Below are 25,778 nucleotides of genomic sequence, written 5' to 3'. Positions count from 1 at the left end.
GGTCCGCTCGTCCCGGTCAGCTCCACCACGCGGACCCGGCGACGGTCCGCCACCGCCGACGGCCGGTGCGCTCGGCCTCCGCCCGCTCGGCGTCAGCCCGGTCGGCGTTGGACGTGGACCACCCCTCGGGGGTCACCGTCCTCGACCACCCGTCGCCGGACTCGTGCACCAGCACGCCCGCCACGACCGAGCCGACGACACGGTCGACCGCGTCGAGCAGCTCCTCCGACCCGTCGTCGCAGGCGTCGCAGCCGCACTGCGGGACCATCGCCACCTCCACCGCCGGCTCACCGACCCCGATCCGGACGTTGTCGCCCTGCACGCCGGTCGATCCGACGTCGAGCAGCAGCGGCAGCGCGCCGTCGACGGCGGGTCGCAACCGGATGAGGTCCTCCGGCCCGTTCGTGGGCGTCCAGCCCCAGGGCACGACCGCCGGCTCCCGCACGCCGAGGCCCGCCTCCACGAGCACGCGGCACCACGCCTCGACCCGCGCGCCGACCGTGCGGTAGCGCTCCGGGTCCGTGACCCGGCGGTAGGCGTCGTCGGACGGCGGGCCGTCCCACGGGTCCGGCCACGTCGCGAAGCGCGCGTCAGCCGCGTGCACGGCGTCGACGGCGGCCAGCAGCGCGTCGAGCTCAGCCGGTCTCTCCGGTCCGTCCCGCACCCGTCAGGCCCCCGGCGCCCGCAGCAGGTAGGCGTCCATGACCCACCCGGCCTCGGCCTTCGCCGCCGCGCGCGCCGCGAGCACGTCGCCGAGCACGTCGCCGACCCGTCCCGCGACGAGCCGCTCGCTGGGCGCGGACAGGTTGGCCGCCCACCAGATCGTCCAGTCCTCGAGCCCGGCCAGGTCGAGCGACGCGTTGAGCATGACGAGCACGTTGTCGGCGCCGCCGTCGACCGCCTCGCGCAGCCGCCGCCCCGTGGTCACGGTGATCGGCTGGCCCACCTCGTGCAGCACGATGCGGTGGGCCGCGGCCAGCAGCTGCAGGCTCGAGATGCCCGGCACCACCACGACCTCCGCCGTCACCGCGCCCCGCGCCAGCACCGCGTCGACGATCCGCAGCGTCGAGTCGTAGAACGCCGGGTCGCCCCACACCAGCAGCGCCACGTCGCCGGGCCGCTCGAGGAGCACCCGCTCGTACGCCGCGGTCCGCGCCGCGTGCCAGTCCGCCACCGCACCCCGGTACGCCGCGGCGTCACCCGCGACGCGCGCCGACCGGTCGCGCTCGGGGTCGGTGACCTCGACCACCTCGAGACCCGGGGCGACCTCGGCGAGGAGGGCACGTCGTACGGCGAGGAGCGGGTCGTCGCCGGCGCCGCGGTCCTTACGCGGGGCGAGCGCGTAGGCCGCCCCGCGCAGCGCCGCGACCGCCTGGCCGGTCAGCTGCGCGGGGTCGCCGCAGCCGAGGCCGACGACGTGGAGGCGGCGCTGGCTCACGACGGGTTCACCGGTCCTCGATCTCGCCCTCGACCTCGAGGTAGACCTGCTGCATGGCCGCGATGACCTCGGGGTCCGGCTCGGCCCACATGCCGCGGTCGGCCGCCTCGGAGAGCCGCTCCACCATGCCGCGCAGCGCCCACGGGTTCGACTGGCGCAGGAAGGCCTGCACGCCCTCGTCGAGCACGTAGGCGCGGGCGAGCGACTCGTACATGTCGTCGCGCACCACGCCGGCCGTCGCGTCGAAGCCGAACAGGTAGTCGACCGTCGCCGCGAGCTCGAACGCGCCCTTGTAGCCGTGGCGCTGCATCGCCGAGATCCAGCGCGGGTTGACGACGCGCGCCCGGAAGACGCGCGCCGTCTCCTCGGCGAGCGAGCGGGTGCGGACCGCGTCGGGCGAGGTCGAGTCACCGACGTACGCCCGCGGTGCGGTGCCCGTCAGCGCGCGGACGGTGGCGACCATGCCGCCGTGGTACTCGAAGTAGTCGCCCGAGTCCGCGATGTCGTGCTCGCGGGTGTCGAGGTTCTTCGCCGCGACGGCGATGCGCTTGTAGTTCTCCTGCATGTCCTCCGTCGCCGCGACGCCGCCGAGGTCGCGGCCGTAGGCGAAGCCGCCCCACGCCGTGTAGACCTCCGCGAGGTCGTCGTCGGTGCGCCAGTTCCCCGACTCGATCGCCTGCAGCACACCGGCGCCGTAGGCCCCCGGCGCGGAGCCGAAGATGCGGGTCGTGGCCCGGCGCTCGTCGCCGTGGCGGGCGAGGTCGGCCTGGGCGTGGGCGCGCACGAAGTTGAGCTCGGCCGGCTCGTCGAGCTCGGCCACCAGGCGCACCGCGTCGTCGAGCATCTCCACCACGTGCGGGAACGCGTCGCGGAAGAAGCCGGAGATGCGCAGCGTCACGTCGATGCGCGGCCGGCCCAGCTCGTCGAGGGGCACCGGCTCGAGGCCGTTGACCCGGCGTGACATCTCGTCCCAGGTCGGGCGCACGCCGAGGAGCGCGAGCACCTCGGCCACGTCGTCGCCGCTGGTGCGCATCGCCGACGTGCCCCAGGCGGAGAGACCGACGGAGGCGGGCCACTCCCCCGTGTCCTCGCGGTGGCGGGCCAGCAGCGACTCCGCCATCGCGGCGCCGGTCTGGTAGGCCAGGCGCGACGGCACGGCGCGCGGGTCGACCGTGTAGAAGTTGCGGCCGGTCGGCAGCACGTTGACGAGGCCACGCAGGGGCGATCCCGACGGACCCGCGTGCACGTACCCGCCACCGAGTGCGTGCAGCACCGCCGTCAGCTCGTCGGTGGTGCGCGCCAGGCGCGGCACGACCTCGGTCGCGGCGAACGTCAGCACCTGCGCGACCGCCGGGTCGGCGTCGCCCTCGAGCGCCGCGACGACCTCCGGCACGGCGGCCGGGTCCCAACCCCGCTCCTCCAGGCCGAGCACGAGGGCCCGGGCCCGCGTCTCGACGGCGTCCACCTCCGCGGTGGTCGGCTCCTTGCCGGCCCCCGTCGGGAGGCCGAGGGCCGCCCGCAGGCCCGGTACGGCGCCCGCCTGGCCACCCCACACCTGGGTGGCCCGCAGGATGGCGAGCACGAGGTTGACCCGAGCCTCGCCCTGGGGAGCACCGCCGAGCACGTGGAGACCGTCGCGGATCTGGGCGTCCTTGACCTCGCAGAGCCAGCCGTCGACGTGGAGGATGAAGTCGTCGAAGTCGTCGTCCTCGGGACGCTCGTCCAGCCCGAGGTCGCGGTGCATCTGGGCGGCCTGCATGAGCGTCCAGATCTCGCCGCGGATCGCGGGCAGCTTGCCCGGGTCCATCGCGGCGATGTTGCCGTACTCGTCGAGCAGCTGCTCGAGGCGGGCGATGTCGCCGTACGCCTCGGCCCGCGCCATGGGCGGCACCAGGTGGTCGACGATCGTGGCGTGGGCGCGGCGCTTCGCCTGCGCGCCCTCGCCCGGGTCGTTGACGAGGAACGGGTAGACCAGCGGGAGGTCGCCCGCGACCGCGTCGGTCGCGCAGTCCGCCGACAGCGCGGCGTTCTTGCCGGGCAGCCACTCCATCGAGCCGTGCTTGCCGAGGTGCACCACCGCGTGGGCCCCGAAGCCGCCGTCGGCCCGGTCGGCCGCGATCCAGCGGTAGGCCGCCAGGTAGTGGTGGCTCGGCGCCATCTCCGGGTCGTGGTAGATCGCCACGGGGTTCTCGCCGAACCCACGGGGCGGCTGGATCATCAGCACGACGTTGCCGGCCCGCAGCGTGGCGAGCACGAGGTGGCCCTCGTCGTTGACGAAGAGCTTCCCGGGCGCGGGACCCCAGGCCTCCTCGATCCCCTCGCGCAGCGTCGGGGTGAGGTCGGCGGTCCACGCGGCGTACTGCTCCGGCGTGATCCGCACGTGGGCGTCCGTCAGGTCCGCGGCGGTGAGCCACTCCTCGTCCTGCCCGCCGGCCGCGATGAGGGCGTGGATGAGCGCGTCGCCCGCCGCCGTCTCGTCGGGCAGGTCGAGCAGGCGGGTGATCTCGCCGTCGGCGGGACCGAGGTCGTAGCCGGCCGCGCGGAGCGCGCGCAGCAGCCGGATCGCGGAGACCGGGGTGTCGAGACCGACGGCGTTGCCGATGCGGGAGTGCTTGGTCGGGTACGCCGAGAGCATGAGCACCAGCCGCTTCTCGGCGGCCTCGGTGCGCCGGAGCCGGGCGTGGGCCGTGGCGATGCCGGCGACGCGGCGGCAGCGCTCGGCGTCCGCGACGTACCGCGGCAACCCGTCCGCGTCGACCTCCTTGAACGAGAACGGCGCCGTGATGATGCGGCCGTCGAACTCGGGGATGGCGATCTGCGTGGCGGAGTCGAGCGGCGTGACGCCGTCGTCGGACTCCTCCCACTCGGCGCGGCTGCTCGTGAGCGCCAGCGCCTGCAGCACCGGGATGTCGAGCGCGGCGATCCGCTCGACGTCCCACGACTCGTCGGCCCCGCCGGCGCTGGCCCCGGCCGGCGTCGAGCCGCCCGCCGCGAGGACGGTGACGACGAGGGCGTCGAGGGAGCCGAGCGCGTCGTACAGCGCGTCGGGAGCGGTGCGCAGCGACGAGGAGAAGATCGGCAGGCCGACCCCGCCCGCGGCGTCGACCGCGTCGGCCAGGTCGTGCACGAAGGCGGTGTTCCCCGAGGCGTGGTGGGCGCGGTAGTAGAGGATCCCGACCCGCGGACCGTCGGCCGTCGGCGCGGCGTCCGGGCGCTCGGCCCAGCCCCAGGCGGGCAGCACGACGGGCGGCTCGAAGCCCTCGCCGGTCAGCAGCACCGTGTCGGAGAGGAACGCGTGCAGCTGCGCGAGGTTCCCCGGGCCGCCCTCGGCGAGGTAGCGGTGCGCCTCGGCGGCGACGCCCACGGGCACCGTCGAGAGCTCCATCAGCGCGGCGTTGGGCACCTGCTCGCCGCCCAGCACGACGGTCGGCACCCCGGTGCCGACGACGCGGCGGAAGCCGCTGCACAGGTCGTCGGGGCCGCCGAGGATGCGGGCGACGACGAGGTCGGCGGCGGCCAGCTCGGCCCCCATGCCCTCGTGGGCGGGGCGCGACGGGTTGGCGACGACGAAGTCGGCGCCGCTGGCGCGCGCCGAGAGCAGGTCGGTGTCGGACGTGGAGACGAGCGCGAAGCGCGGCACGGCAGAGCTCCTCCTCGGGGTTCTCGCCCCGTCGGATCGGACCGCCGTCGGTCAGTGTCTGGCTGGACGTCGCACGTCGCGGCGTCGTTCACAGTGGCGGAACCGCCCCGGAGTCGCACCGGGTTCCTGGGTCCGTCGGCGGAAGGTCGGAGGCAGCCTAGGCCACCGTGCCGACAGGCTCCGCGCCCGCTAGGGTCAGGACCCGTGGTGACCCTCGCCGACCTGCAGGTCAAGACCCTCGGAGCCCCGAGGTTCGACTCCCCCCTCGCCTCGTACGTCGAGGGTCGGGCGACGAACCAGTACTACGTCGCCGAGAGCGACCGGATCCTCATGGACGACACGGTCGAGCTCGTGCAGGGCCGCGAGGTGCCCTGGGAGGAGATCGCGACCTTCGAGGCCGGAGGACCGCGGGCGCGCCTCTACTTCCCGCCGCGGAGCACCCGCGCCGCGATCGTCACCTGCGGCGGGCTCTGCCCGGGGCTCAACAACGTGATCCGCGCCGTCGTGCGGGCGCTCGACGACCACTACGGCGTGCCCGAGGTGCTCGGCTTCCGCAACGGGTACGCCGGGCTCGACCCCGCCTCGGGCCTCACCCCCGTGGTGCTGACCCGCGACACGGTCGCCGACATCCACGAGCGTGGCGGCACCGTGCTGGGCTCCTCGCGCGGCGCCCGCGACCCGGGCGTCATGGTCGACACCCTGGTGCGCCACGGGATCGACATCCTCTTCGTGGTCGGGGGCGACGGCTCGATGCGCGGGGCGCACGTCATCCACGAGGAGATCGAGCGCCGCGGACTCGAGATCGCCGTGGTCGGCGTGCCGAAGACCATCGACAACGACATCCCCCACATCGGGCAGAGCTTCGGCTTCCAGACGGCCTTCGCCAAGGCCGCGGAGTCCATCACCGCGGCCAAGGTCGAGGCGCAGGGAGCGCTGAACGGCGTCGCCGTCGTCAAGACGATGGGCCGGCACGCGGGCTTCATCGCCTGCTACGCCGCGTTGGCCGCGCAGACGGCGAGCTTCGTGCTCATCCCCGAGGTGCCGTTCGCCATGGGCGGGCCCAACGGCCTGCTGGCGCACCTGCGGCGCCGTGTCTCGGACCGCGGGTACGCCGTCATCGTGGTCGCGGAGGGCGCCGCCCAGGAGCTGCTGGCCGAGGCCGGCGAGGGCGGCACCGACGCGTCGGGCAACGCGGTGCTCGCGGACCCGGCCCGCTACGTGCTCGAACGGATCAGGGCCGACTACGCGGCCCGCGACGAGGTCGTCACCCTGCGCTACTTCGACCCCGGCTACACGATCCGCTCCGTGCCGGCCGACCCGGCCGACGCCGTCTACTGCGCGCGGTTGGCGCAGACCGCCGTGCACGCCGCCATGTCGGGACGCACCGACATGGTGGTCGGTCGTCGCCGGCACCGCTTCGTGAACGTGCCGATCCCGGCCGTCACGCAGCGCTCCCACAACGTCTCCCCCGACGGCGACCTGTGGCTCAGCGTGCTGGAGTCGACGGCGCAGCCGCTGTCGATGACCTGACCCGCGGGAGCCGCAGGCGGTCCACCGGGCGGTCCGCGAGCAGGTGCTCCGCGACCAGCTCCGGTACGTCGTCGGGCTGGACCGCGCCGTACCAGACGTCGTCGGGCTGCACCGTCACCACCGGTGCCTGGTTGCAGGGGAACTGGCAGGCGGTGCCGGTGACGAGCACGGTGTCGTCGCCGATCCCCTCCCGCTTGAGGTGGGCCGACAGCCCCTCGGCGAGGCGGTCGGCGCCCCGCGCGCTGCACCGGGGACCGCGGCAGACGAGCACGTGGTGGCGGTGGGTGGGGACGGCCTCCCACGCCTCCGAGGTCAGTCCGGCCTCGTTGCCGTGGATCGGGCGGGTGACGTCGAGAGGGCCGCGCTCGAGGTCGGACTCGTCGCGCACCAGCGTCGTCGCGACCGCCACCTCCGGGCGGTGCTCCCCCGCCTCGCCCCGCTCGCGCCACCAGTGCGCGGCGACGCGTCGCAGCCAGGAGCTCGCCGGGGCGAGGGTGCCGAGGCTCGCGCCGAGCAGCACGACGCGGCGCGCGCCCGCGTCCGCGAGCCGGGTCAGCGCCGCGGACAGGGACGGGTCGCCCACCTGGAGGTGGGCCACCTCGGCGCCCAGCGTCGCGGCGATCGCCGCCATGCGGTCGGGCGCCGCTGCCTCGCGGGCGGACATCCCCACGAGCAGGACCGGGTCCGTCCTCGGGGTGGTCGTCGGATCGGTCATCGTGCGTTCTCCTCCGGGTCGACGACGAGGTGCCAGCGTCCCGTGACCGGGTGCTGGAGACGGACGGCTGCGACGCCGAAGACGTCGGCGAGCAGCGCGGGGGTGAGGACGTCGGCAGCCGGCGCGGGCGCCGACACGGAGCCGGCGTCGACGACGGCCACGTCGTCGAAGTAGCGCCCCGCGAGGTCCAGGTCGTGGATCGCGGCCACCACCGTGACGCCCAGCTCGCGGACCGCCGCGAGCAGCTCGTGCTGGTGGCGGAGGTCGAGGTGGTTGGTCGGTTCGTCCAGCAGGAGCACCTCCGCCTCCTGGGCGAGGGCGCGCGCGACCAGCACCCGTCGGAGCTCACCACCCGAGAGGTGGTCGACGGCCCGACCGGCGAGGTGGCCGAGCCCGAGCCGCTCCAGCGCCGCGTCCGCGTGCCCGTCGGCGTCGTCGGACCGCCACGGCGAGCGGTGCGGCAGCCGGCCGAGCGCGACGAGCTCCCGCACCTGCAGGTCCGCCGGGGGCAGCTCGTGCTGGGAGACGACGGCGAGCCGCCGGGCCCGCTCCCGCGCGGGTACGGCGCGCAGCGCCCGCCCGTCGAGCTCGACGACGCCCGCGTGGGGCGCGTCGAGCCCGGCGAGCACGCGCAGCAGGGTCGACTTGCCGGCACCGTTGGGTCCGACGAGCGCGAGGCGGCTGCCGCGACGTACCGCCAGGTCGACGCCCGTCAGGACCGGTCGGCGACCCCGGCCGCAGGCGACCCCGCGGGCCGCCAGGTGCGGCGCGCTCACGCCTCGCCCCCGAACCGGTAGCGGCGGCGTCCGAGCAGCAGCAGGAAGACCGGCGCGCCCACGATGCCCGTCACCACGCCCAGGGGGATCTCCTGCGGGGGCGCCAGCACCCGCGCGGCCACGTCGACCCAGACGAGGAACAGCGCACCGAGGAGCGCGGCGACGGGCAGCACCCGGCCGTGGAGCGGCCCGACGAGCATCCGGGCGAGGTGCGGCACCACGAGGCCGACGAAACCGATGCCCCCGGCGACGGCGACCGTCACCCCGACCAGGAGCGCCTGCAGCACGAACAGCAGCACGCGGAGCTGGCGCACCGGGACGCCGAGCGAGCGGGCGACGTCGGCCCCCGCGAGCAGGCCGTCCAGCCAGCCCCGCACCGCCACCAGGACGACCACGGCCACGGCCAGGGCGAGCGCCGGGAGGAGGAGCTGGTCCCACGCCGCGCGGGCCAACGACCCGAGCAGCCAGAACAGCACGCCCTGGGCGACCTGCGGCTCCTCGCTGCGGAAGACGAGGTAGCTCGCGAGCGCGGAGAACGCGGAGGCGAGCACCGTGCCGGTGAGCACGAGCCGCAGCGGCGTCAGCCCGCCCTGGGCGAGCGTGATCCCGAAGACGACGAGCGCCGCCAGCACCGCCCCGGTCATCGCGCCCGCCGTGAGCGCCCACGTGCCGAGCACGCTCAGCACCCCCAGGGTGAGCACGGCGGTCGCGCCGACGCTGGCTCCGGCGGAGACCCCCAGCAGGTAGGGGTCCGCCAGCGGGTTGCGCACGAGCGTCTGCACGACGGTCCCCGCCACCGCCAGAGCGGCGCCCACGAGGGCGGCGAGCACCACGCGGGGCGCCCGGATGTTCCAGACGATGGTGTCGGCCGACGACGCCAGCGGCGCTCCGCCGAGGCGAGCCCGCCACACGTCGACGACCACGGCGAGCTCGAGCGTCGTCGTGCCCCACACCGTGGCGACCGGCAGGCTGACGAGCAGCGCCGTACCGACGACGAGCAGGAGCGGAGCGGAGGGGACGCGGCGGGCGACCTCGGTCGCCGCGCTCGTCACGGCAGGTCGTCGAGGTCGATCGTGCCCGTGGTGCCCGAGTCGGGCAGCAGGCCCAGCTCCTCCAACCCGGCCCGCAGCTGCTCGGCCGCCTCGATGTTGCCGTAGCCGCTCGTGAACAGGGCCAGCGGGAGCACGATGATGCGGTCCTCCGCGACGGCGGCGGACCCGGCGAGCGCCGCCTGGCCGCGGATGGTCGCGATCTTCTGCTCGACCTCGTCCGCCGCGTCGCTGCGGTAGTCCATGACCACGACGACGTCGGGCTCGCGCTCCGCGACGGCCTCCCACGAGGCCCGGAACCACGTCGTGTCCTCGTCGTCGAAGACGTTCGTCGCACCGGCGGCCTCGATGATCCCCTGGGGCGGACCGTTGCGGCCCGACGTGTAGAGGTCCGTCTCGCCCGAGTCGAAGAGCAGGACGCTCGGCGCCGCGTCACCACGCGGGGCGTCGGCCAGGGCGGCGAGGCGCTCGTCGAGCTCCGCGCGGGCCGCGGCCGCCTCGTCCTCGTTGCCGGTCAGCGTGCCGTAGTTCTCGAGGTCCGCACGCACGGCGTCCCACGGGTCCATCGTGCCGAGCGCCGAGGCGGCGCCGGCCGCCGGATCCTGCCGGCAGGAGTCGGAGATGACGTACGTCGGGATGCCGCGTTCGGCGGCGTCCTCGCGGGTGACGCCGGACGAGCCCGAGAACAGCCCCGAGTAGGAGCCGACGAGCAGGTCGGGCTCCTGGCCGACGACCGCCTCCATCGAGATCGGGCTGGCGAGGCGCGGCACGTCACCGACCTCGACGTCGAAGAGCGCCTCCACGAGCGCGTCGTTGCCGGCGCTCAGCGACATCGCGGCGATCCGGTCGAGGGCGCCCACGCGGAGCAGGGTGCCGACGTTGGCCGAGTTGCTGGTGGCCACGATGCGCTCGACCGGCGCGTCGTAGGTGGCCTCCTCGCCGCAGTTCTCGAGGGTCACGGAGCCGGCCGCGTCCTCGGCCTCCGAGGCGGCGCAGCCGCTGAGGGCGAGCGGCGCGGCGACGAGGGTCGCGACGAGCGCCGGCAGGGCGCGGGTGGGCAGGGTGCGGGCACGGGTGGGCATGGCCATCCTTCGTGTCGTGGCTCGGTCGCGGAGCCAGGAGGACAGGTGACGCGACAGCCGCTCGGAGCGCGGACGCCGCGGCCAGCAGGTCTTCGGACTCGGGCTCGTCCGGACGGGACGCCTTCCCAGGCCGAGGCCCAGTGGCGCATGTCCCGCCCGTCACCCTCACCGCTGCGCGTCAGTCCCGGATTCGCACCGGGTTCCCTGGCTCTTGCGTGAGCACGACTGGCGCTCCGGAACCTAGCAGCACACCGCCGCACGGCGTCGTGTGGCGTACGTCCCACGGGCGACAGGCGCTAGCCTCGCCCGCCGTGACGCCCTCGGACCCCACCCTCGCACCGCTCCACGAGCGGCCCCACGCCTTCGCCGCCGACGAGCGCGCGGCGATCTACCGCGTCATCGGCGAGCGGCGGGACATGCGGCGCTTCGTGCCCGGCGCGACGGTGCCGGAGGACGTGCTCGCCCGCCTGCTGGCCGCTGCGCACGCCGGTCCCAGCGTCGGCCTCATGCAGCCGTGGCGCTTCGTGCGGATCACCTCGCCCGCCCTGCGGGCCGGCATCCACGCCCTCGTCGACGAGGAGCGCGGGGCGACGGCCGCGGCCCTCGACGAGCGCGCCGCGGAGTTCCTGCGGCTCAAGGTCGAGGGCATCCGGGAGTGCGCCGAGCTGCTCGTGGTGGCGCTGCGCGAGGGCCGTGAACCGCACGTGTTCGGGCGCCGCACCATGCCCCACATGGACCTGGCCTCGGTGGCCTGCGCCATCCAGAACCTGTGGCTCGCCGCGCGGGCGGAGGGACTGGGCATGGGGTGGGTCTCGTTGTTCGAGCCCGACGCCCTGGCGGACCTGCTCGGCATGCCGCCGGGCGCCGAGCCGGTGGCCGTCCTGTGCCTCGGTCCGGTGCCCGCGTTCCCCGACCGACCGGCGCTCGAGCTGGACGGCTGGACCACCGCACGACCGCTCGCCGACTTCGTCACCGAGGACGGTTGGTAGGGTCACCGCCGCCAGTCGACCCCCGCGAGGGGGCAGGGAACCCGGTGCGAGTCCGGGACTGACGCGCAGCGGTGTGGGCGACGGGCGGGGCACGCAGCCACTGGAGGGCTCTCCGGGAAGGCGCTCCGCTCGGACGACCCCGAGTCCGAAGACCTGCTGGCACCCGGTGGCAGCCGCCACCTGGTCGAGGACGACGGGCTTCGCGAACGGGCCCGCTGACCAGCGAGGACCCGCATGACGACGCGCACCCGCACCGACCTGTGCCCCGGCGTCTCCCGTCCCTGGCCCGCCGAGGACGGCGGCCTCGTCCGCCTCCGCCTCGTGGGCGGGGCCGTGACCGTCGGGCAGCTGCGCGCCCTCGCGGCGGTCTCCGCGACGTACGGCGACGGTGACCTGCACCTGACCCGCCGCGCCAACGTGCAGGTGCGGGCGCTCCCGCTCGTGGACGACGTGCTCCCCGCCGACGTGGTCGCGGCGATCGCGGCCACCGGCCTGCTGCCGTCGCCCACCCACGAGCTGGTGCGCAACATCCTGGTCTCCCCGCTCACCGGTCTCGTCGGCGGCCGGGCCGACCTCCGCGGCGTGGCGGCCGACCTCGACGCCGCGATCCGCGCCGACGCCGACCTCGCCGACCTCCCGGCCCGCTTCCTCCTCGTGCTCGACGACGGCCGCGGCGACGTGGTCGCCCGCAGCGCCGACGTCGGCCTCGTCGCCCTGGACGCGTCCACCGTCCAGCTGCGCTGGGGCAGCACGTGGGGTCCGGTGCTGCCCGTCGGCGACGCGGTCCCCGCGATGGTCCGCGTCGCGCACGCGTTCCGGGCCGCCCGGGCCGCGCTGGACCTCGGCCCCGAGGCGCCGTGGCACGTCGACGAGCTGCCCGCCGCCCTCGCCGTACCCGGCCTCCCGGAGACCCCGCCCGACCCGCGGCTCGCGGCGCCGACGGACCCGCCGGCGTACGGCGAGCTCGACACCCCCGCCGGTCCCCACCGCCACGTCGAGGTGCCCGACGGGCGCCTCGAGCCGGGCACGCTCACGATCCTGCTCGACGGCCTGGCCGACGACGCCCGCGTCGTCGTCACGCCGTGGCGCTCGCTGCTGCTCCCCGGCGCGGGCGCCCCGGTGGTGGACGAGCCGGAGCCGGTGCGCCCGACCCGTCGCTACCCCTACGAGGGCGACGGGCAGGCGATCTACGTCGACTCGTTCGCCACGATCCGCGCCGAGACCGACCTGACCCACGTGCCCGCCGACGCCGAGAAGGTGGTCGTGCGGATGGTGCACGGCACCGGGCAGACCGACCTCGCCCCGATGGTCGTCGTCTCGCCCGACCTCGTCGGCGCGGCCCGCCGGGCGCTGGCCGCGGGAGCCCCGATCGTCGCGGACGCCCACATGGTCGCCTCGGGCGTCACCCGCCGCCGCCTGCCGGCCGACAACGAGGTGCTGTGCGCGCTCCACGACCCGCGCGTGCCGGGCCTGGCGCGCGCGTGGGGCACCACCCGCTCCGCCGCCGCGCTCTCGGTGCTCGCCGACCGCATCCCCGGCTCCGTCGTCGCCATCGGCAACGCGCCCACGGCGCTCTTCCACCTCCTGGAGATGCTCGCCGACGGGTGCGCTCCCCCGGCCGCGATCGTCGGCTGCCCGGTCGGCTTCATCGGGGCGGCGGAGTCGAAGGAGGCGCTGGCGGAGTACGCCGCGGCGCACGGCATCCCGTTCCTCACCGTCCACGGCCGGCGCGGCGGGTCCGCGATGACCGCCTCGGCCCTCAACGCGATCGCCCAGGAGGCGGAATGAGCACGCCGGCCGTCACCCCGGGTCGCTTCTACGGCGTCGGCGTCGGCCCCGGCGACCCCGAGCTCGTCACCCTCAAGGCCGCCCGGCTCATCGGCGCCGCCGACGTCGTCGCCTTCCACGCGGGGCGCGGCAAGCAGTCCAACGCGCGGCGCATCGCCGCGGGGCTGATCCCGCCCACCGCGCTCGAGGAGGAGCTCGTCTACCCGGTCACGACGGGCGGCACCGACCACCCGGGCGGGTACGCCGGGGCGATGGCGGACTTCTACCTGGAGTCCGCGGCGCGCCTGGCCGCCCACCTCGAGGCCGGGCGCGACGTCGTGCTGCTCGCCGAGGGCGACCCGATGTTCTACGGGTCCTACATGTACATGCACGACGCGCTGTCGGAGCGCTTCGCGACCGAGGTCGTCGCGGGCGTGCCGGCCTTCGCGGCCGCCACCGCCACCATCGCCTCGCCCCTGGTGCGGCAGACCGACGTGCTGACGATCCTCCCGGGCACGCTGCCGGAGACGGAGCTCGCGCGCCGGCTCGCCGACACCGACGGCGCCATCATCATGAAGCTGGGCCGGCGGTTCCCGACCGTGCGGCGGGCCCTGGCCACGGCGGGTCGGCTGGAGCACGCGGTCTACGTCGAGCGCGCCTCGATGGACACCGAGCGTCACCTGCGCGTGGCGGACGTCGACCCCGACACGGTGCCGTACTTCTCGCTCATCGTCGTCGCCGGCGACTCCTTGCAGGGGGTCGGCCGACGGACGCAGGAGGCAGCCACGCCCCGGCTGGGCGCGGCGTCCGCGGAGGTGTCCGCGGAAGTGTCCGCAGCGCGCGACACCCCCGCCGAGGTCGTCGTCGTCGGGCTCGGCCCCGGGCCCGCCCACTGGCTGACGCCCGAGGCCTCCGCCGTGCTGGCCGAGGTCGACCACGTGGTCGGCTACGCGCCCTACGTCAAGCGCGTCCCCCACCGCGAGGGCCTCACCCGGCACGCGAGCGGCAACACCGTCGAGGTCGACCGCGGCCGGCTCGCGCTCGACCTGGCCCGGCGCGGTGAGCGCGTCGCCGTCGTCTCGGGTGGCGACGCCGGGGTCTTCGGCATGGCCACCGCCGTGCTGGAGGCGCAGGTCGCGGCGGCGGCCGAGGACGCGACGTACGCCGCCGTGGGCGTGCGCGTCGTCCCGGGGGTCTCGGCGGTGCAGGCCGTGGCGGCCCGCGCGGGGGCTCCGATCGGCGGCGACTTCGCCGTCGTCAGCCTCTCGGACCGGCTGAAGCCGTGGGACGTGCTCGAGCGGCGACTGCGCGCGGTCGCGGAGGCGGACCTCGTGCTGGGGATCTACAACCCGCGCTCGGCGAGCCGTCCCGACCAGCTGGGCGACGCGCTCAAGGTGCTTCTCGAGGTGCGCGCCCCCGGCACGGTCGTGGTCGTCGGCCGCGACGTCGGCCGCGACGAGGAGGAACTGCGCGTCACGACCCTGGGCGAGCTCGACCCGACGAGCATCGACATGAAGTGCCTGCTCATCGTCGGGGCGACGTCCACCCGGGTCGACCACGGGAGGGTGTGGACGCCCCGCACGGTGGGCTGAACCCGGCCGCGATCAGCGGATGCCCCACGACTCCTCGAAGGTCGCGGCGTCGAGGTGGTGCAGGTGGTCGTGCACGTGCTGGAGCAACCGCTCGGCGTCGGGATCGGCCCCGGCGTCCATCCGCAGCGCCTCGCTGCCGTCGTCGCGACGCCGCACGACGATGTCGCCGCGGCTCTGCAGGGGCGTGTCCCCGAGCAGCCCACCGAGGATCGCGTAGACCGCGAAACCGAGCCGGCGCGGCCACGAGCGGCGGACCGCGACGAGCTCGAGGGTGTAGACGTCAGCGGCCAGCACCGGCGTTCCCGAGGACATGGCGGGAGCCTAGTGGGGCGGGAACGCCGAGCGCCCGCCCGCGCCACCGAGGGGGTGGCACGAGCGGGCGCTTCGTGATGCCGGGGCGTCGTCGAGCCGTCGCCGCGGGGACGGAGGTCAGGCGACCTCGACCTCGGTGACGACCTCGACGTTGCCCTTGGTGGCGTGGGTGTAGGGGCAGATCGAGTGGCCGACCTCGACCGCCTTCTCCGCGTCCTCCTGCGAGACGCCGCCGCCGAACTCGGCGATGAGCTTCACCGCGAGGCCGAAGCCGTTGTCCTCGCGCGGGCCGATGCCGACCTCGGCGGTGATGGCGACGTCCTGGAGCTCGATGCCGTGCTGCTTCGCACCGGCCTTGAGCGCGCCGAGGAAGCACGCGGCGTAGCCCGTCGCGAAGAGCTGCTCGGGGTTGGTCCCGCCACCCGCGCCGCCCATCTCCTTCGGCACGACGAGCTCGACGTCGATCTGGCCGTCCGAGGTGCGCGCGTGGCCGTTGCGGCCGTCGCCGGTGGCCGTGGCAGAGGCGGTGTACGCGATCGAGGTGGGCATCGCGATCTCCTTCCGGGAGAGGTAGAGTGACTAGTACGTCTACATCAGGTTGACAGGTCCGGGCCCCGGACACAAGCCCCGGTTCGAGGAAGGACGAGATCGATGGAGGACACGGCGACGACGACGGTGCGACCCAGCGCCGTCCGGCAGCGGATCCTCGGCGCCGCGCGTCGCCGCTTCTACCGCGACGGCATCCGCACGGTGAGCGCCGACCGGCTCATCGCGGACGCCGAGGTCTCGAAGATGACCTTCTACCGCCACTTCCGGAGCAAGGACGACCTCGTGGTGGCCTACCTCAACGAGGTCGTCGCGGAGGAGCGCGCCGCCTTGGCGGAGGCGCACCGCACCCACCCGGACGACCCCGCGGAGGTCCTGCGCGCCTACGCGCGCCGCGTCGGCGCCCTCACCTGCGCCGAGGGCTTCCGCGGGTGCGCGTTCCTCAACGCCGCGGCGGAGTACGCCGACCCGACCCATCCCGTGCGCACGGTGGTCGCGACCCACCGGGCGTGGCTGCGGGGCGAGCTGGCCCGGGTCCTCACCGACCTCGGCGTGGCGCCGGAGCGGGCGGACGAGGCGGCCGCGCAGCTGCAGATGCTGCGCGACGGTGCCATGGTGGCCGGCACGCTCGACGCCGACCCCGTGCGCGTCGCCCAGCGGCTCGTCGACGCGGGCGAGTCGGTCGTGCGCGACGCGTTGCGGGGCTGACCCGACCTACGCTCCCGGTCCCGTCCGCTTGAGCGACCGGTCGCGCGCGGCGTCGTAGAGGTACGACTCCCCCGCGCCCGAGGCGCTCGGACCCGCGAGCGCGCGGCCGACGAGGATGACCGCCGCCTGGCGCAGCCCCGCCTCCTCGACCGCGTCGGCGATGTCGCCGAGCGTGCCGGTGAGCACCCGCTCCCCCGGCTGCGAGGCGCGGTAGACCACCGCGACGGGGCAGTCCGCGCCGTACGACGCGCTCAGGTCCGCGGCGAGGGCGCGGGTGCGCGTCACCGCGAGGTGGAGGACGAGCGTGGCGCCCGTGGCGGCGAAGGCCTCCAGCCGCTCGCCGTCGGGCATGGCCGTCGAGCGCGCCTGCGTGCGGGTCAGCACGACGGACTGCGCGACGAGCGGCACCGTGAGCTCGCGGCCGACGCGGGCGGCCGCGGCGGCGTACGCCGGCACCCCGGGCGTCACGTCCCACGCCACGCCCGCCGCGTCGAGGCGGCGGGTCTGCTCGAACAGCGCGGAGTAGAGCGACGGGTCGCCGGAGGTGAGGCGCACGACGTCCGCACCGTTCCGGTCGGCGTCCACGAGCGCCGCGGTGATGGCGTCGAGGTCGAGGTCCTGGGTGTCGACGAGGCGTGCGTCCGCACGGCAGTGGCCGAGCACGGCGGCGTCGAGGTAGGTGCCCGGGTAGAGCACGACGTCCGCCGCCTCCAGCATCCGTGCGGCGCGGAGCGTGATGAGGTCCGCGGCGCCGGGACCGGCACCGACGAAGTGGACGGTCACGAGGACTCCTCCTGGGTCTTGGTCCAGGCCCACTGGGTCACGGCGCGGGCCGGGGTGAAGCCGCGGAAGCTGCCGAGCCGCGCGGCGGTCTCGACGGAGTGCCGGGTCAGCTCGCCTCCCACCGCGCCGTGGCGCTCGGCCAGCAGGGCCTCGGTCTCGACGGTGACCCCGTGGACGACGAGCCGCCCGCCCGGTCGGAGCGCGTCGACGCACGCCTCGAGCACCCCGGGGACCGTCGCGCCGCCGCCGAGGAACACCGCGTCGGGCGTCGGCAGGCCCTCGAGCGCACCAGGAGCCCGGCCCTGCACCACGCGGAGGTCGGGCACGCCCAGGCGGCCGGCGTTGCGCCGGACGGTCGCGGCGCGCGACGGGACGTCCTCGATCGCGATCGTGCGGCAGGTGGGGTGCGCGCGCATCCACTCGATGCCGACGCTGCCGGCGCCGGCCCCCACGTCCCAGAGCAGCTCCCCGGGGCCGGGCGCGAGCCGGGCGAGCGCGCTCGCGCGGAGGTCACGCTTGGTGAGGGGACCGTCGTTCTCGAACGCCTCGTCGGGCAGGCCGGAGGCCCAGGTGACGACGCCGTCGCCTCCCTCCGCGCGGGTCTCGAGCGCGACGACGTTGAGCGGGCTGAAGGCGGGCGCGTCGTCGCACCAGTCGTACGCGTCCCCCTCGAGCCGCGACTCGTCGTCGGCGCCGAGGTCCCCGAGCACCGTCATCCGCGACGGGCCCCAGCCGCTCATCGTCAGCAGGGCGGCGAGGTCCGCGGGCGTCGACGCGTCCGACGACAGCACCACGACGCGACGGCCGGGAGCCAGCTCCCGCAGCACACGCCGTACGTCGCGGGCAACGGCACTCACGACGACGGTGCTCTCGGCGGCCCAGCCGAGGCGGGCGTGCGCGAGGGCGACGGAGGACACGGCGGGCTCGATCCGCACCGCGTCGGCACCGAGGAGGTCGATCAGCGTCGTACCGATCCCGGAGACGAGCGGGTCGCCCGAGGCGAGCGCCACGACACGCCGACCGGCGTGCTCCGCGAGGAGGCCGGACAGCCCCCCGCGCAGGGGACGTGGCCACGGCGTGCGGGCCTGGCCGGCGACCGGCGGCACGAGCGCCAGGTGTCGCTCGCCGCCCAGCAGGACCTCGGCGGACGCGACCAGCGAGCGCAGCCGCTCGGGGACCCCGGGCCAGCCGTCGGCCCCGATCCCGACGACGGTGACGACGGGGCGGGTGGGGTTCACGGTCCCGAAGGCTAGGTCACCGAGACGTTAGGGTCGCGAGCACCCACCGTCCCCGACGACGCAAGGGAGGCCTCGTGCCTGCTCTCGGACCACGCTCGCTCCGCATCCTGGGCACGGGCGCCGCGCTGCCGGCCGACGCGGTGACCAGCGCCGAGCTCGACGACCGGCTCGGCCTCGCGCCGGGCACGGTCGAGTCGACGACGGGGGTGCGGGTCCGCTACGTCGAGAAGGGCACGGCCGCCGCCCTCGGCGCGCGGGCCGCCCGGCAGGCGCTGGCCGCGGCGGACCTCACCCTCGACGACATCGACCTCGTGGTGGCGGCCAGCGGCACGCCCGACCAGCCGCTGCCCTACAACGCGGCGCTGCTCCACGAGGAGCTCGCGCCGGCGCGACCGCTGCCGTCCTTCGACGTCGGCGCCAGCTGCCTCAGCTTCCTCACCGCGGTCGACCTCGTGGCGACGCTGGTGGACGCGGGACGCTACGAGCGGGTGCTCGTCGTCTCCAGCGACCTCGCCTCCGTCGGCCTCGACTTCTCCGACCTCGGCGCGTCGGGGATCTTCGGCGACGGCGCCGCGGCCGCCGTGCTCGGCCCCGCGGGCGCCACCGGGTCGGCGGTGCTGGCGGCCGGGTTCGAGACCTACAGCTCCGGCGCGCACGCCTGCGAGATCAGGGGCGGCGGCTCCCGCTGGGCGCCCGACCGGGTGGCCGGCGAGGGCGACTACGCGGACTGGGCCCGGTTCCGCATGGACGGCGGTGCGGCGCTGCGCCTCGCCGTGCGCCACCTGCCGCCGCTCGTCGAGCGCCTCACCGCCGCGGCGGGGGTCGCCGTCGCGGACACCGTCGTCGTGCCCCACCAGGCCAGCCACCTCGGGCTCGCGTGGCTGCGCCACGCCCTGGCGCTCGGCGAGGACCAGCTCGTCGACGTCTACGCCGACCACGGCAACCAGGTCGGGGCGTCCCTGCCGTTCGCGCTGCACACCGCGGTCTCGAGCGGGCGCCTGCAGCGGGGCGACCACGCCCTGCTGCTGGGGACGGGCGCGGGGATCAGCATGGGCGGCGTGCTGCTGTGCTACTGACCGACCTGCTGGCCGACCAGCCGCGGGTCGAGCTGCACCTCCTGCGCGTCGGACACTGCCGCCAGCTCGACGCGCTGGCGCACCGTGACGGGCGTCGGCGGATGATCGAGTTCCCGTCGTACGCGGCGCTGGTCCGCCACGTGGACCGCCCGGAGCTCGGCTGGACCCTCGTCGACACCGGCTACGCGTCGCACTTCCGCACCGCGACGGCGCGGCTCCCCGAGCGGCTGTACGGCGCGCTGCTGCCGGTCACCCTGCCGTCCGACGAGGAGCTGCCCCGCCAGCTCGCGGCCCGCGGGATCCATCCCGGCGACGTCCGACGGGTGGTGGTGACGCACTTCCACGGCGACCACGTCGCCGGTCTGCGCGACTACCCGGCCGCGCGGATCCACTGCGGAGCGGCAGGCCTCCGGCAGGTGCGGTCCCTGTCGCGGCTGGCGGCGACGCGCCACGGCCTGCTCCCCGGCCTGCTGCCCGACGACCTCGACGACCGGGTCGCGACGGTGGAGTCGGCGACGCCGCTGGTGCTGGAGGGGGCCGCCACGCTCCGCGGCTGGGATCTCCTCGGCGACCGCAGCCTCGTCGCGGTCGACCTGCCCGGCCACATGCCGGGCCACCTCGGGGTGGTCCTCACGGCCCAGGACGGCTCCCCCGTGCTGCTCGCCGGCGACGCTGCCTGGTCCACCCGCGCCGTGGTCGAGGACGTCCCGCCGTCGCGGCTCGCCGGCGTCGCGTTCGACGACTGGACCGCCGCCCTCGGCACCCTCGGCGACCTGCACCGGCTCCACCGCGCCCACGCCGACGCGGGGCTGCTGGTGCTCCCGGCGCACTGTCCGGACGGGTACGCCGCGTGGACCGCCCGCGCCGACCGGAGCGCCCGCTAGGTGGGCGCCTCGCCGGCGACCCTCGCGGCCCTGGCCCGCGAGCGCTGGTGGCTGCCCCGCCACCACGACGCGGCCCGGGCACGCGGGCTCGCGACCTTCCTGCGGCGCGACGTGCCGCGGGCGTCGTTCTACCGGCCCTGGGCGGGCCGACCGCTCGCCGACCTGCCCGTCGTCACCAAGGCCGAGGTGCTCGCGGACTTCGCGGCGTTCAACCGGCACGGGATCGCGCTGGAGGACGCTCTCGCGGTGGCCGAGGCCGCCGAGCGGTCGCGCGACTTCGCCCCGACCCTCCCGCACGACGTCACCGTCGGGCTCTCCTCCGGGACGTCCGGCACGCGCGGCGTCTTCCTCGTCTCCCCCGAGGAGCGGCAGCTGTGGGCGGGCATCCTCATGGGCCAGGTGCTCGCGCCGGCCTCGCTGCGCACGATCGCGCGGCGCCCGCTGCGGGTGGCGCTGTTCCTCCGGGCCGACTCGAACCTCTACCAGACGCTCGCCAGCCGCCGGGTCCACTTCTCGTGGCACGACCTGCGCGCACCGCTGGAGGAGCACCTGCCCGCGCTCGTCGGCGTCGACGTGCTCGTCGCGCCCGCCAGCGTGCTGCGGGCGATCGCCGAGCGCACGGGCCCGACGGAGGGCGTCGCACCGCTGCAGGTCGTCTCCGTCGCCGAGACCCTCGATGAGGAGGACGAGGCCGTCGTGCGGGCGACCTTCGGTCGGCCGGTCGAGCAGATCTACCAGGCGACGGAGGGCCTGCTGGCCACGAGCTGCCGCGCCGGTCGGCTCCACCTCAACGAGGGCCACGTGCACGTCGAGCCTGCGTGGCTCGACCACCGCAGGTTCCACCCGGTCGTCACCGACTTCACCCGCACCACGCAGCTCGTGGTGCGCCACCGGCTCGACGACGTGCTCGTCGCGGCGCCCGGCCCGTGCCCGTGCGGCCGGCCGGGTCGCACGATCACCGAGGTGCTGGGACGGGCCGACGACGTGCTGACGCTCCGCGCGGCCGACGGGGACGACGGGGACGACGGGGACGACGGGGGCCGGCCCCGCGCCGTACCGGTGTATCCGGACGTGCTGCGCCACGCGCTCGCCCTGGCGGGCGACCTCGGCGACCACCGCGTGGAGCAGCACGGACGGCAGTGGCGGGTGGCGCTGCGGCGGCCCGAGCGGCTGCCCGCGGTGGCGGCCGAGGTCGGGCGGCTCGCGGAGCGGCTCGGTGCTCGGTCCCCGGAGGTCGTGGCGATGCCGTGGCCGACCGAGGACCCGACGGCGAAGCGACGACGGATCAAGCGTGTGAGCGAGGGGGACGGATGAGGATCGTGGTGACGGGGGCCTCGGGCTTCGTCGGCGGGCGGTTGGCGGAGCTCGCTCGCGCGGCGGGGCACGACGTGGTCGGCATCGGCCGACGCCGGCTCGACGCGGAGGGCTACCTGAGCGTCGACCTCGGGCGCGCCCACGGCGAGGAGCCCCCGACCCTGCCCTGGCGGCCGGAGGCCGTGGTGCACTGCGCGGCGCGGGCCACGCCGTACGCCCGCCGTCGGGAGTTCGAGGCCGACAACGTCACGGCGACACGGACGGTCGTCGACTGGTGCGCCCGCTCGTGGGGGCGTCCGCGGCTCGTGCACGTGTCGTCGAGCTCGGTGCTGTACCGCGACGGCGACCAGCTGGACCTCACCGAGGAGTCCCCGGTGGGGCCGCCCTTCGCGAACGACTACGCCCGCACGAAGGCGGCGTCGGAGGAGGTCGTGGCGGAGTACGAGGGGTCGTGGGTGGTCGCCCGCCCCCGCGCGGTCTTCGGGCCGGGCGACACGGTGCTGTTCCCCCGCATCCTCGCGGCGGCGAGGGCCGGGCGGCTGCCGCTGCTGACCGGCCGGGAGACGCCCGCGGTGGGCGACGTGATCTACGTCGACAACCTCGCCGACCACCTCCTCCTGCTCGCCGAGCGCGACGACCTGGGGGGCGTCTACCACCTGACGAACGCGGAGCCCGTCGAGATGCAGTCGGTGCTCACCGAGGTCGTCGAGCGGCTCGGGCTCGAGCCGCCGACGCGACGCGTGAGCATCCGCTCCGCGATGCGCGCAGCCCGCGCGCTCGAGGCGCTCTGGAGGGTGGCGCGGCTGCCCGGCGAGCCCCCGATCACGCCGTACGGCGTCGGGGTGCTCACCTGGTCGAAGACGTTCGTGCCCGACAAGATGCTGCGCGACCTCGGCCCGCCGAGGGTGTCGGTGGCCGAGGGCATCGAGGAGTTCGTCGCGTGGCAGCGCGCCGAGTGGGAACGGGAGGGCGCGTGAGGGTCGGGACGGCGGCGGCCGCCGGGTACCTGGCCCTCCAGGGCGGCAAGGCGGCGTGGGCGCTGCGCACGGCGCGGGCCGTGCCCGGACCGCGGGTGCCCGCACGCTCCGAGTCGGCCCGCGTCGTGGTGGCGCAGCCGATCCTGTCGGGCGACCCCGGCCTCGAGGACGCGCTGCGCGACAACCTGCTGGCGCTCGACGGCGTGCGGTTCGTGTGGCTCGTGGACGAGGACGACCCGGAGGGCCGGGCGGTCGCGGAGCGGCTGGCGGCGCAGGCGGCGCAGGCGGTCCCCGCAGGGGCCACCCGGATCGAGGTGGTGACGTGCCCGGTCACCCCCGAGCGCACGAACCCGAAGCTCGCGAAGCTGCAGGTCGCGCTCGACGGGTGCGCCGACGACGAGGTGCTCCTCGCCCTCGACGACGACACGCGGCTGCCGGCCGCGAGCCTCGGAGCGCTGCTCGACGGCCTGGAGCGGGCGACGATCGCGACGGGGCTGCCGGGCTACCTGCGCGGGGCGACGCCGTGGGCGGCGCTCGTCGACCAGTTCGTCGACGCCAACGCCGCGACGACCTACCTGACGCTGCCGCCCGTCACCATCAACGGCATGACGTGGGCGATGCGCGTCGACGACCTGCGCGCGCTGGGCGGGTTCGCGCCCATCGCGCACGCGCTCACCGACGACCTCGCGCTGGCCCGGCTCGTGCTGGGCAGCGGCGGCTCGATCTGCCAGACGGCCGCGCCGCAGTGGATCACGACGACGGTCGACGGTCCGCGGCACTACGTCGCGCTCATGCACCGCTGGATGCTCTTCGCCACGCTCCTGCTGCGGCGGCAGCCGCCGGCGACGGCCGCGGCTATCACGGTGCTCCACGGGCTCCACCCGACGCTGCTGGCGATCGTGCTCGGCGACGCCGTGCGACGGCGTCGGCCGCTGGGGGCCCTCGCGGTGCTGGCAGCGCGGGGGTTCCTGCTGCGGAGCCTGCAGCGGAGGATCCACGGGCGGGTGCTCCACCGGCCCGTCGCGTCCGTGGTGGCCGAGCTCGTGCAGCCGCTCCACCTCGTGCACGGCGCCGTGCGCCCCACGATCCGGTGGCGGACGCGCACCTACCGCGTGCGCGCCGACGACGACTTCCGCGACGCATGAGCGTGCCCCTGCAGGTGCTGTTCTGCACGGGGCAGAGCGATCCCCGCAGCTGCGCGCTGTCGCCCGAGCAGCAGGCGTTCCTCGACGCGCTCGACCTGCCGGACGGGGTGGCGGTGCCGTGGAACTTCCCGTACGACGCGGGGCTGGCGCCGCACCGCGCCGTACCGCTGTGGTTGGCGAGCCTGCGCCACCTGGTGCTGGCCGTGCGGATCCGGCTGCCGAGGTGGTCGTCGGCGCATCGGGCTCGGGTCGAGGCCCGGCTCCGGGAGGCCGACCGGACGCTCGTGCTCGCGGGGAGCATCGGACTGGACCTGCTGGGCCGCCTCGATCTCCCGCACGACGTGCTGGCGCGGGTCGTGGTCGTGGCCTACGGGCCGGTCGCGACGCGGCCGCCGGCCTGCCGGACCGTGCGGGTGGCGAGCCGCCACGACTGGCTCGCCCGCTGGTGGGCCGCGGACGTCGAGGTCGAGGCCGGCCACCTCGACTACCTGGCGGCGCCGGAGCTGCTGGCGGTGTGCCGGGAGGTGGTGGCGGAGCTGCTGCCCCGCTCCGGGGGTGCACGGTGAGCGCCCGGGTGGACCTGGTCGCGCCGCCGATGGCCGGGCACCTGCACCCCGTGCTGGGCATCGCGGCGCGGCTCGTGCGGGAGCCGGACCTCGAGGTGCGGGTGCTGAGCACGGCAGCCGCCCTGCCTGCGGTCGCCCTGACGGGGGCGGTCGGGGTCGAGCTCCTGGCCGGCGCGGACGCCGAGGTCGCGGAGGTCGTCGACCCGCCGTACCGCGTCGGCAGCAACCCCCGTCTCCTCGTCCGTCAGCTCCGGGCGACGGCGGCGCTGCAGGTGCGGCTCGCCGCCGAGCTGCGGGAGGTGTGGCGCGCCGATCCGCCCGACCTCGTGCTCGCCGACTTCACGATGGCCGCGGTCGGGCCGACCGCCGACGCCCTCGGCCTGCCGTGGTGGACGACGCATCCCTCCCCCTGCGCGATCGAGGCGCGGAGCGGCCCGCCGTCGTACGTCGGCGGGTGGCGCCCGGGACGCGGACCCCTCGGCCGACTGCGGGACGCGGGTGGTCGGCGGTTCGTGCGGGGCTTCAAGCGCGCGGCGCCGCGGCTGGCGGGGGCGCGGCTGGACGACATCGGGCTGCGGTCGCTCTACCGGGCCGACGGGTCGGAGGCCATCTACTCCACCGAGCGGGTGCTGGCACTGGTGCCGGAGGGGATCGAGTACCCGCGGGCGCTGCCGGCCGCGGTGCGGTACGTGGGACCGGTGCTGTTCACGCCGCCGTCCTCGGCCCACCCTCCCGGGTTGGCGCCCGGCCGGCGGCACGTGCTGGTGACGGCCGGGACGCACGTGGCGTGGCACCGGGGAGCGTTGGTGGCGGCTGCTGCGCGGGCTGCGTCCGTGCTGGCCCCGCGAGGTGTGGAGCTCCACCTGAGCCTGGGGCGGGCGGGGGCGTCGCTGCCGGTGGGCACCTCGCTGCCCGACGGGCTGGTGGTGCACGACCTCGTTGACTACGCGCGCGACCTCGCGCGCTTCGACGCCGTCGTCCACCACGGTGGCTCGGGCGTGCTCGGCCACACGCTCGCCGCGGGCCTGCCGGCGGTGGTGTGGCCGGTCGACTACGACCAGCCGGACCACGCCGTGCGGCTCGTCGACGCGGGTGTCGCGGTGCGGCTGGAGCGTCCGGCGCGGTTGGCGGAGGCGGTGCTGCGGGTGCTGGAGGAACCGGGGTACGCCGCGGCCGCCCGGACGATCGCCGCCGACGTCGCCGCGCGCCCCGCGGTCGAGACCATCACCGCGGCGGTACGCGCGCGGCTCGGGGTGTACGGCGCGGCGCCGGGGCCTTGAGGCGCGACGGGTTCGCCGACTGAGTCAGAAGTGATGATGGTGGGGCTCGGGACGATTCCGGGGTAAGCGTGTGCCGAAGTGATACCGAGGACGAGCATCGCTGCGACAATCCGCAGGTCAGCAAGTGTGCTCCCCGCTCGTGCGGGGATGAGCCGAGGGGCCGGTCGGGGTCGAGTTGTCACGTACGGCGCGGGGCGGACGTAGGCGAAGTGGTGCTCCCCGCTCGTGCGGGGATGAACCCCGCGGGGGTCGCGCGCTTCCCCCGCATGCGGGGTACCCCCGCTCGACACGCCGCGCCGGCCAGAGGCCGTCTGCTCACCCGCCACCACTCCGTCGACTCATCCACAGATCACCATTCAGAGGTGGTGATC

At 75.8% G+C, this 25,778-nt stretch carries 23 protein-coding genes and 3 riboswitches; of the genes, 12 read left to right on the top strand and 11 right to left on the bottom strand.

Going from position 1 to position 25,778, the window contains the following annotated elements:
• Nucleotides 1–16: 16 nt before the first annotated feature.
• From G3T38_RS15075 to cobN, 3 genes are read right to left on the bottom strand one after another with little or no spacing between them, the layout of a single operon-like run.
• A complete protein-coding gene (locus G3T38_RS15075) occupies nt 17–664 on the bottom strand; it encodes a DUF6226 family protein (RefSeq protein ID WP_163773143.1) in 648 nt (215 codons plus the stop codon).
• Nucleotides 665–667: 3 nt separating this feature from the next.
• The gene (gene cobF / locus G3T38_RS15070; RefSeq protein WP_163773142.1) at nt 668–1,438 is read right to left on the bottom strand and encodes a precorrin-6A synthase (deacetylating); all 771 of its coding nucleotides are present in this window, start codon (nt 1,436–1,438) and stop codon (nt 668–670) included.
• Between the two features lie 7 nt (nt 1,439–1,445).
• Entirely contained in the window at nt 1,446–5,078 is a 3,633-nt protein-coding gene (gene cobN, locus G3T38_RS15065) for a cobaltochelatase subunit CobN (protein ID WP_163773141.1), read from the bottom strand.
• 32 nt (nt 5,079–5,110) lie between these two features.
• Nucleotides 5,111–5,230: riboswitch (cobalamin riboswitch) on the bottom strand.
• A gap of 52 nt (nt 5,231–5,282) precedes the next feature.
• Here cobN and G3T38_RS15060 point away from each other — a divergent pair.
• Nucleotides 5,283–6,608: an ATP-dependent 6-phosphofructokinase gene (locus G3T38_RS15060; RefSeq protein WP_163773140.1), complete on the top strand. Its 1,326-nt coding sequence runs from the start codon at nt 5,283–5,285 to the stop codon at nt 6,606–6,608.
• Here the strand turns inward: G3T38_RS15060 and G3T38_RS15055 are convergent.
• From G3T38_RS15055 to G3T38_RS15040, 4 genes are read right to left on the bottom strand one after another with little or no spacing between them, the layout of a single operon-like run.
• On the bottom strand, nt 6,565–7,323 hold the full coding sequence (locus G3T38_RS15055; protein ID WP_206675892.1) for a (2Fe-2S) ferredoxin domain-containing protein: 759 nt from the start codon (nt 7,321–7,323) through the stop codon (nt 6,565–6,567). The genes G3T38_RS15060 and G3T38_RS15055 overlap by 44 nt on opposite strands.
• Nucleotides 7,320–8,099, bottom strand: coding sequence for an ATP-binding cassette domain-containing protein (locus G3T38_RS15050; RefSeq protein WP_163773139.1), 780 nt, complete (start codon nt 8,097–8,099; stop codon nt 7,320–7,322). Before G3T38_RS15050 ends, G3T38_RS15055 begins: the two co-directional genes overlap by 4 nt.
• Nucleotides 8,096–9,151 (bottom strand): iron chelate uptake ABC transporter family permease subunit, encoded by a 1,056-nt coding sequence (locus tag G3T38_RS15045; RefSeq protein ID WP_163773138.1) that lies wholly within the window; start codon nt 9,149–9,151, stop codon nt 8,096–8,098. Before G3T38_RS15045 ends, G3T38_RS15050 begins: the two co-directional genes overlap by 4 nt.
• The gene (locus G3T38_RS15040) at nt 9,148–10,230 is read right to left on the bottom strand and encodes an ABC transporter substrate-binding protein (protein ID WP_163773137.1); all 1,083 of its coding nucleotides are present in this window, start codon (nt 10,228–10,230) and stop codon (nt 9,148–9,150) included. The genes G3T38_RS15045 and G3T38_RS15040 overlap by 4 nt, the downstream gene beginning before the upstream one ends.
• Nucleotides 10,231–10,310: 80 nt before the next feature.
• A riboswitch (cobalamin riboswitch) is annotated at nt 10,311–10,460 on the bottom strand.
• An 81-nt stretch (nt 10,461–10,541) separates the two neighbouring features.
• On the opposite strand from G3T38_RS15040, the gene bluB reads away from it, so the two are divergent.
• From bluB to G3T38_RS15020, 3 genes are all read left to right on the top strand, one after another.
• Nucleotides 10,542–11,219: a 5,6-dimethylbenzimidazole synthase gene (gene bluB / locus G3T38_RS15035; RefSeq protein ID WP_163773136.1), complete on the top strand. Its 678-nt coding sequence runs from the start codon at nt 10,542–10,544 to the stop codon at nt 11,217–11,219.
• Nucleotides 11,216–11,394: riboswitch (cobalamin riboswitch) on the top strand. (Overlaps the previous gene by 4 nt.)
• A 59-nt stretch (nt 11,395–11,453) precedes the next feature.
• Nucleotides 11,454–13,007, top strand: coding sequence for a precorrin-8X methylmutase (locus G3T38_RS22925; RefSeq protein WP_338037677.1), 1,554 nt, complete (start codon nt 11,454–11,456; stop codon nt 13,005–13,007).
• Nucleotides 13,004–14,578, top strand: coding sequence for a precorrin-2 C(20)-methyltransferase (locus G3T38_RS15020; RefSeq protein WP_163773135.1), 1,575 nt, complete (start codon nt 13,004–13,006; stop codon nt 14,576–14,578). Before G3T38_RS22925 ends, G3T38_RS15020 begins: the two co-directional genes overlap by 4 nt.
• Before the next feature lie 12 nt (nt 14,579–14,590).
• Here the strand turns inward: G3T38_RS15020 and G3T38_RS15015 are convergent, their stop codons facing one another.
• Together G3T38_RS15015 and G3T38_RS15010 are read right to left on the bottom strand one after the other, a co-directional pair.
• Nucleotides 14,591–14,890 carry a hypothetical protein gene (locus tag G3T38_RS15015; RefSeq protein WP_163773134.1) on the bottom strand — a complete coding sequence of 100 codons (300 nt, stop codon included), beginning with the start codon at nt 14,888–14,890 and terminating at the stop codon, nt 14,591–14,593.
• 117 nt (nt 14,891–15,007) lie between these two features.
• A complete protein-coding gene (locus G3T38_RS15010; RefSeq protein WP_163773133.1) occupies nt 15,008–15,439 on the bottom strand; it encodes an organic hydroperoxide resistance protein in 432 nt (143 codons plus the stop codon).
• Between the two features lie 102 nt (nt 15,440–15,541).
• Here G3T38_RS15010 and G3T38_RS15005 point away from each other — a divergent pair, with 102 nt between their 5' ends.
• Nucleotides 15,542–16,144, top strand: a complete 603-nt coding sequence (locus G3T38_RS15005) for a TetR/AcrR family transcriptional regulator (protein WP_163773132.1) — start codon at nt 15,542–15,544, stop codon at nt 16,142–16,144.
• A 6-nt stretch (nt 16,145–16,150) separates the two neighbouring features.
• Here the strand turns inward: G3T38_RS15005 and cobM are convergent, their stop codons facing one another.
• Both cobM and cbiE read right to left on the bottom strand, forming a co-directional pair.
• Nucleotides 16,151–16,927, bottom strand: a complete 777-nt coding sequence (gene cobM, locus G3T38_RS15000; RefSeq protein WP_163773131.1) for a precorrin-4 C(11)-methyltransferase — start codon at nt 16,925–16,927, stop codon at nt 16,151–16,153.
• On the bottom strand, nt 16,924–18,165 hold the full coding sequence (gene cbiE / locus G3T38_RS22755; RefSeq protein WP_163773130.1) for a precorrin-6y C5,15-methyltransferase (decarboxylating) subunit CbiE: 1,242 nt from the start codon (nt 18,163–18,165) through the stop codon (nt 16,924–16,926). The genes cobM and cbiE overlap by 4 nt, the downstream gene beginning before the upstream one ends.
• Nucleotides 18,166–18,239: 74 nt before the next feature.
• Between cbiE and G3T38_RS21795 the strand changes: the two genes are divergently transcribed.
• The 7 genes from G3T38_RS21795 to G3T38_RS14960 are packed head-to-tail and all read left to right on the top strand — an operon-like array spanning nt 18,240 to nt 25,407.
• Nucleotides 18,240–19,241, top strand: coding sequence for a 3-oxoacyl-[acyl-carrier-protein] synthase III C-terminal domain-containing protein (locus tag G3T38_RS21795; RefSeq protein ID WP_163773129.1), 1,002 nt, complete (start codon nt 18,240–18,242; stop codon nt 19,239–19,241).
• Nucleotides 19,232–20,125 (top strand): MBL fold metallo-hydrolase, encoded by an 894-nt coding sequence (locus G3T38_RS14985; RefSeq protein WP_163773128.1) that lies wholly within the window; start codon nt 19,232–19,234, stop codon nt 20,123–20,125. The genes G3T38_RS21795 and G3T38_RS14985 overlap by 10 nt, the downstream gene beginning before the upstream one ends.
• The gene (locus G3T38_RS14980; protein WP_163773127.1) at nt 20,126–21,439 is read left to right on the top strand and encodes a F390 synthetase-related protein; all 1,314 of its coding nucleotides are present in this window, start codon (nt 20,126–20,128) and stop codon (nt 21,437–21,439) included.
• Nucleotides 21,436–22,416 (top strand): NAD-dependent epimerase/dehydratase family protein, encoded by a 981-nt coding sequence (locus G3T38_RS14975; RefSeq protein WP_163773126.1) that lies wholly within the window; start codon nt 21,436–21,438, stop codon nt 22,414–22,416. The genes G3T38_RS14980 and G3T38_RS14975 overlap by 4 nt, the downstream gene beginning before the upstream one ends.
• On the top strand, nt 22,413–23,561 hold the full coding sequence (locus G3T38_RS14970; protein WP_174268045.1) for a glycosyltransferase: 1,149 nt from the start codon (nt 22,413–22,415) through the stop codon (nt 23,559–23,561). The genes G3T38_RS14975 and G3T38_RS14970 overlap by 4 nt, the downstream gene beginning before the upstream one ends.
• Entirely contained in the window at nt 23,558–24,127 is a 570-nt protein-coding gene (locus tag G3T38_RS14965; protein WP_163773125.1) for a hypothetical protein, read from the top strand. The genes G3T38_RS14970 and G3T38_RS14965 overlap by 4 nt, the downstream gene beginning before the upstream one ends.
• Nucleotides 24,124–25,407, top strand: coding sequence for a nucleotide disphospho-sugar-binding domain-containing protein (locus tag G3T38_RS14960; protein WP_163773124.1), 1,284 nt, complete (start codon nt 24,124–24,126; stop codon nt 25,405–25,407). The genes G3T38_RS14965 and G3T38_RS14960 overlap by 4 nt, the downstream gene beginning before the upstream one ends.
• The last annotated feature ends 371 nt before the right edge of the window (nt 25,408–25,778 follow it).

This window comes from Nocardioides zeae, assembly GCF_010686755.1.
Classification (GTDB): domain Bacteria; phylum Actinomycetota; class Actinomycetes; order Propionibacteriales; family Nocardioidaceae; genus Nocardioides; species Nocardioides zeae.
This window is presented reverse-complemented; position numbering and strand designations above follow the sequence as displayed.

Excerpts from the sequence above, each read along its gene's own strand:
- G3T38_RS14975 (WP_163773126.1), top strand. The coding sequence starts at position 21,436 with ATGAGGATCGTGGTGACGGGGGCCTCGGGCTTCGTCGGCGGGCGGTTG.
- G3T38_RS15020 (WP_163773135.1), top strand. The coding sequence starts at position 13,004 with ATGAGCACGCCGGCCGTCACCCCGGGTCGCTTCTACGGCGTCGGCGTC.
- G3T38_RS15055 (WP_206675892.1), bottom strand. The coding sequence starts at position 7,323 with ATGACCGATCCGACGACCACCCCGAGGACGGACCCGGTCCTGCTCGTG.
- G3T38_RS15010 (WP_163773133.1), bottom strand. The coding sequence starts at position 15,439 with ATGCCCACCTCGATCGCGTACACCGCCTCTGCCACGGCCACCGGCGAC.
- G3T38_RS14965 (WP_163773125.1), top strand. The coding sequence starts at position 23,558 with ATGAGCGTGCCCCTGCAGGTGCTGTTCTGCACGGGGCAGAGCGATCCC.
- G3T38_RS15015 (WP_163773134.1), bottom strand. The coding sequence starts at position 14,890 with ATGTCCTCGGGAACGCCGGTGCTGGCCGCTGACGTCTACACCCTCGAG.
- G3T38_RS22925 (WP_338037677.1), top strand. The coding sequence starts at position 11,454 with ATGACGACGCGCACCCGCACCGACCTGTGCCCCGGCGTCTCCCGTCCC.
- G3T38_RS15005 (WP_163773132.1), top strand. The coding sequence starts at position 15,542 with ATGGAGGACACGGCGACGACGACGGTGCGACCCAGCGCCGTCCGGCAG.
- G3T38_RS15040 (WP_163773137.1), bottom strand. The coding sequence starts at position 10,230 with ATGCCCACCCGTGCCCGCACCCTGCCCACCCGCGCCCTGCCGGCGCTC.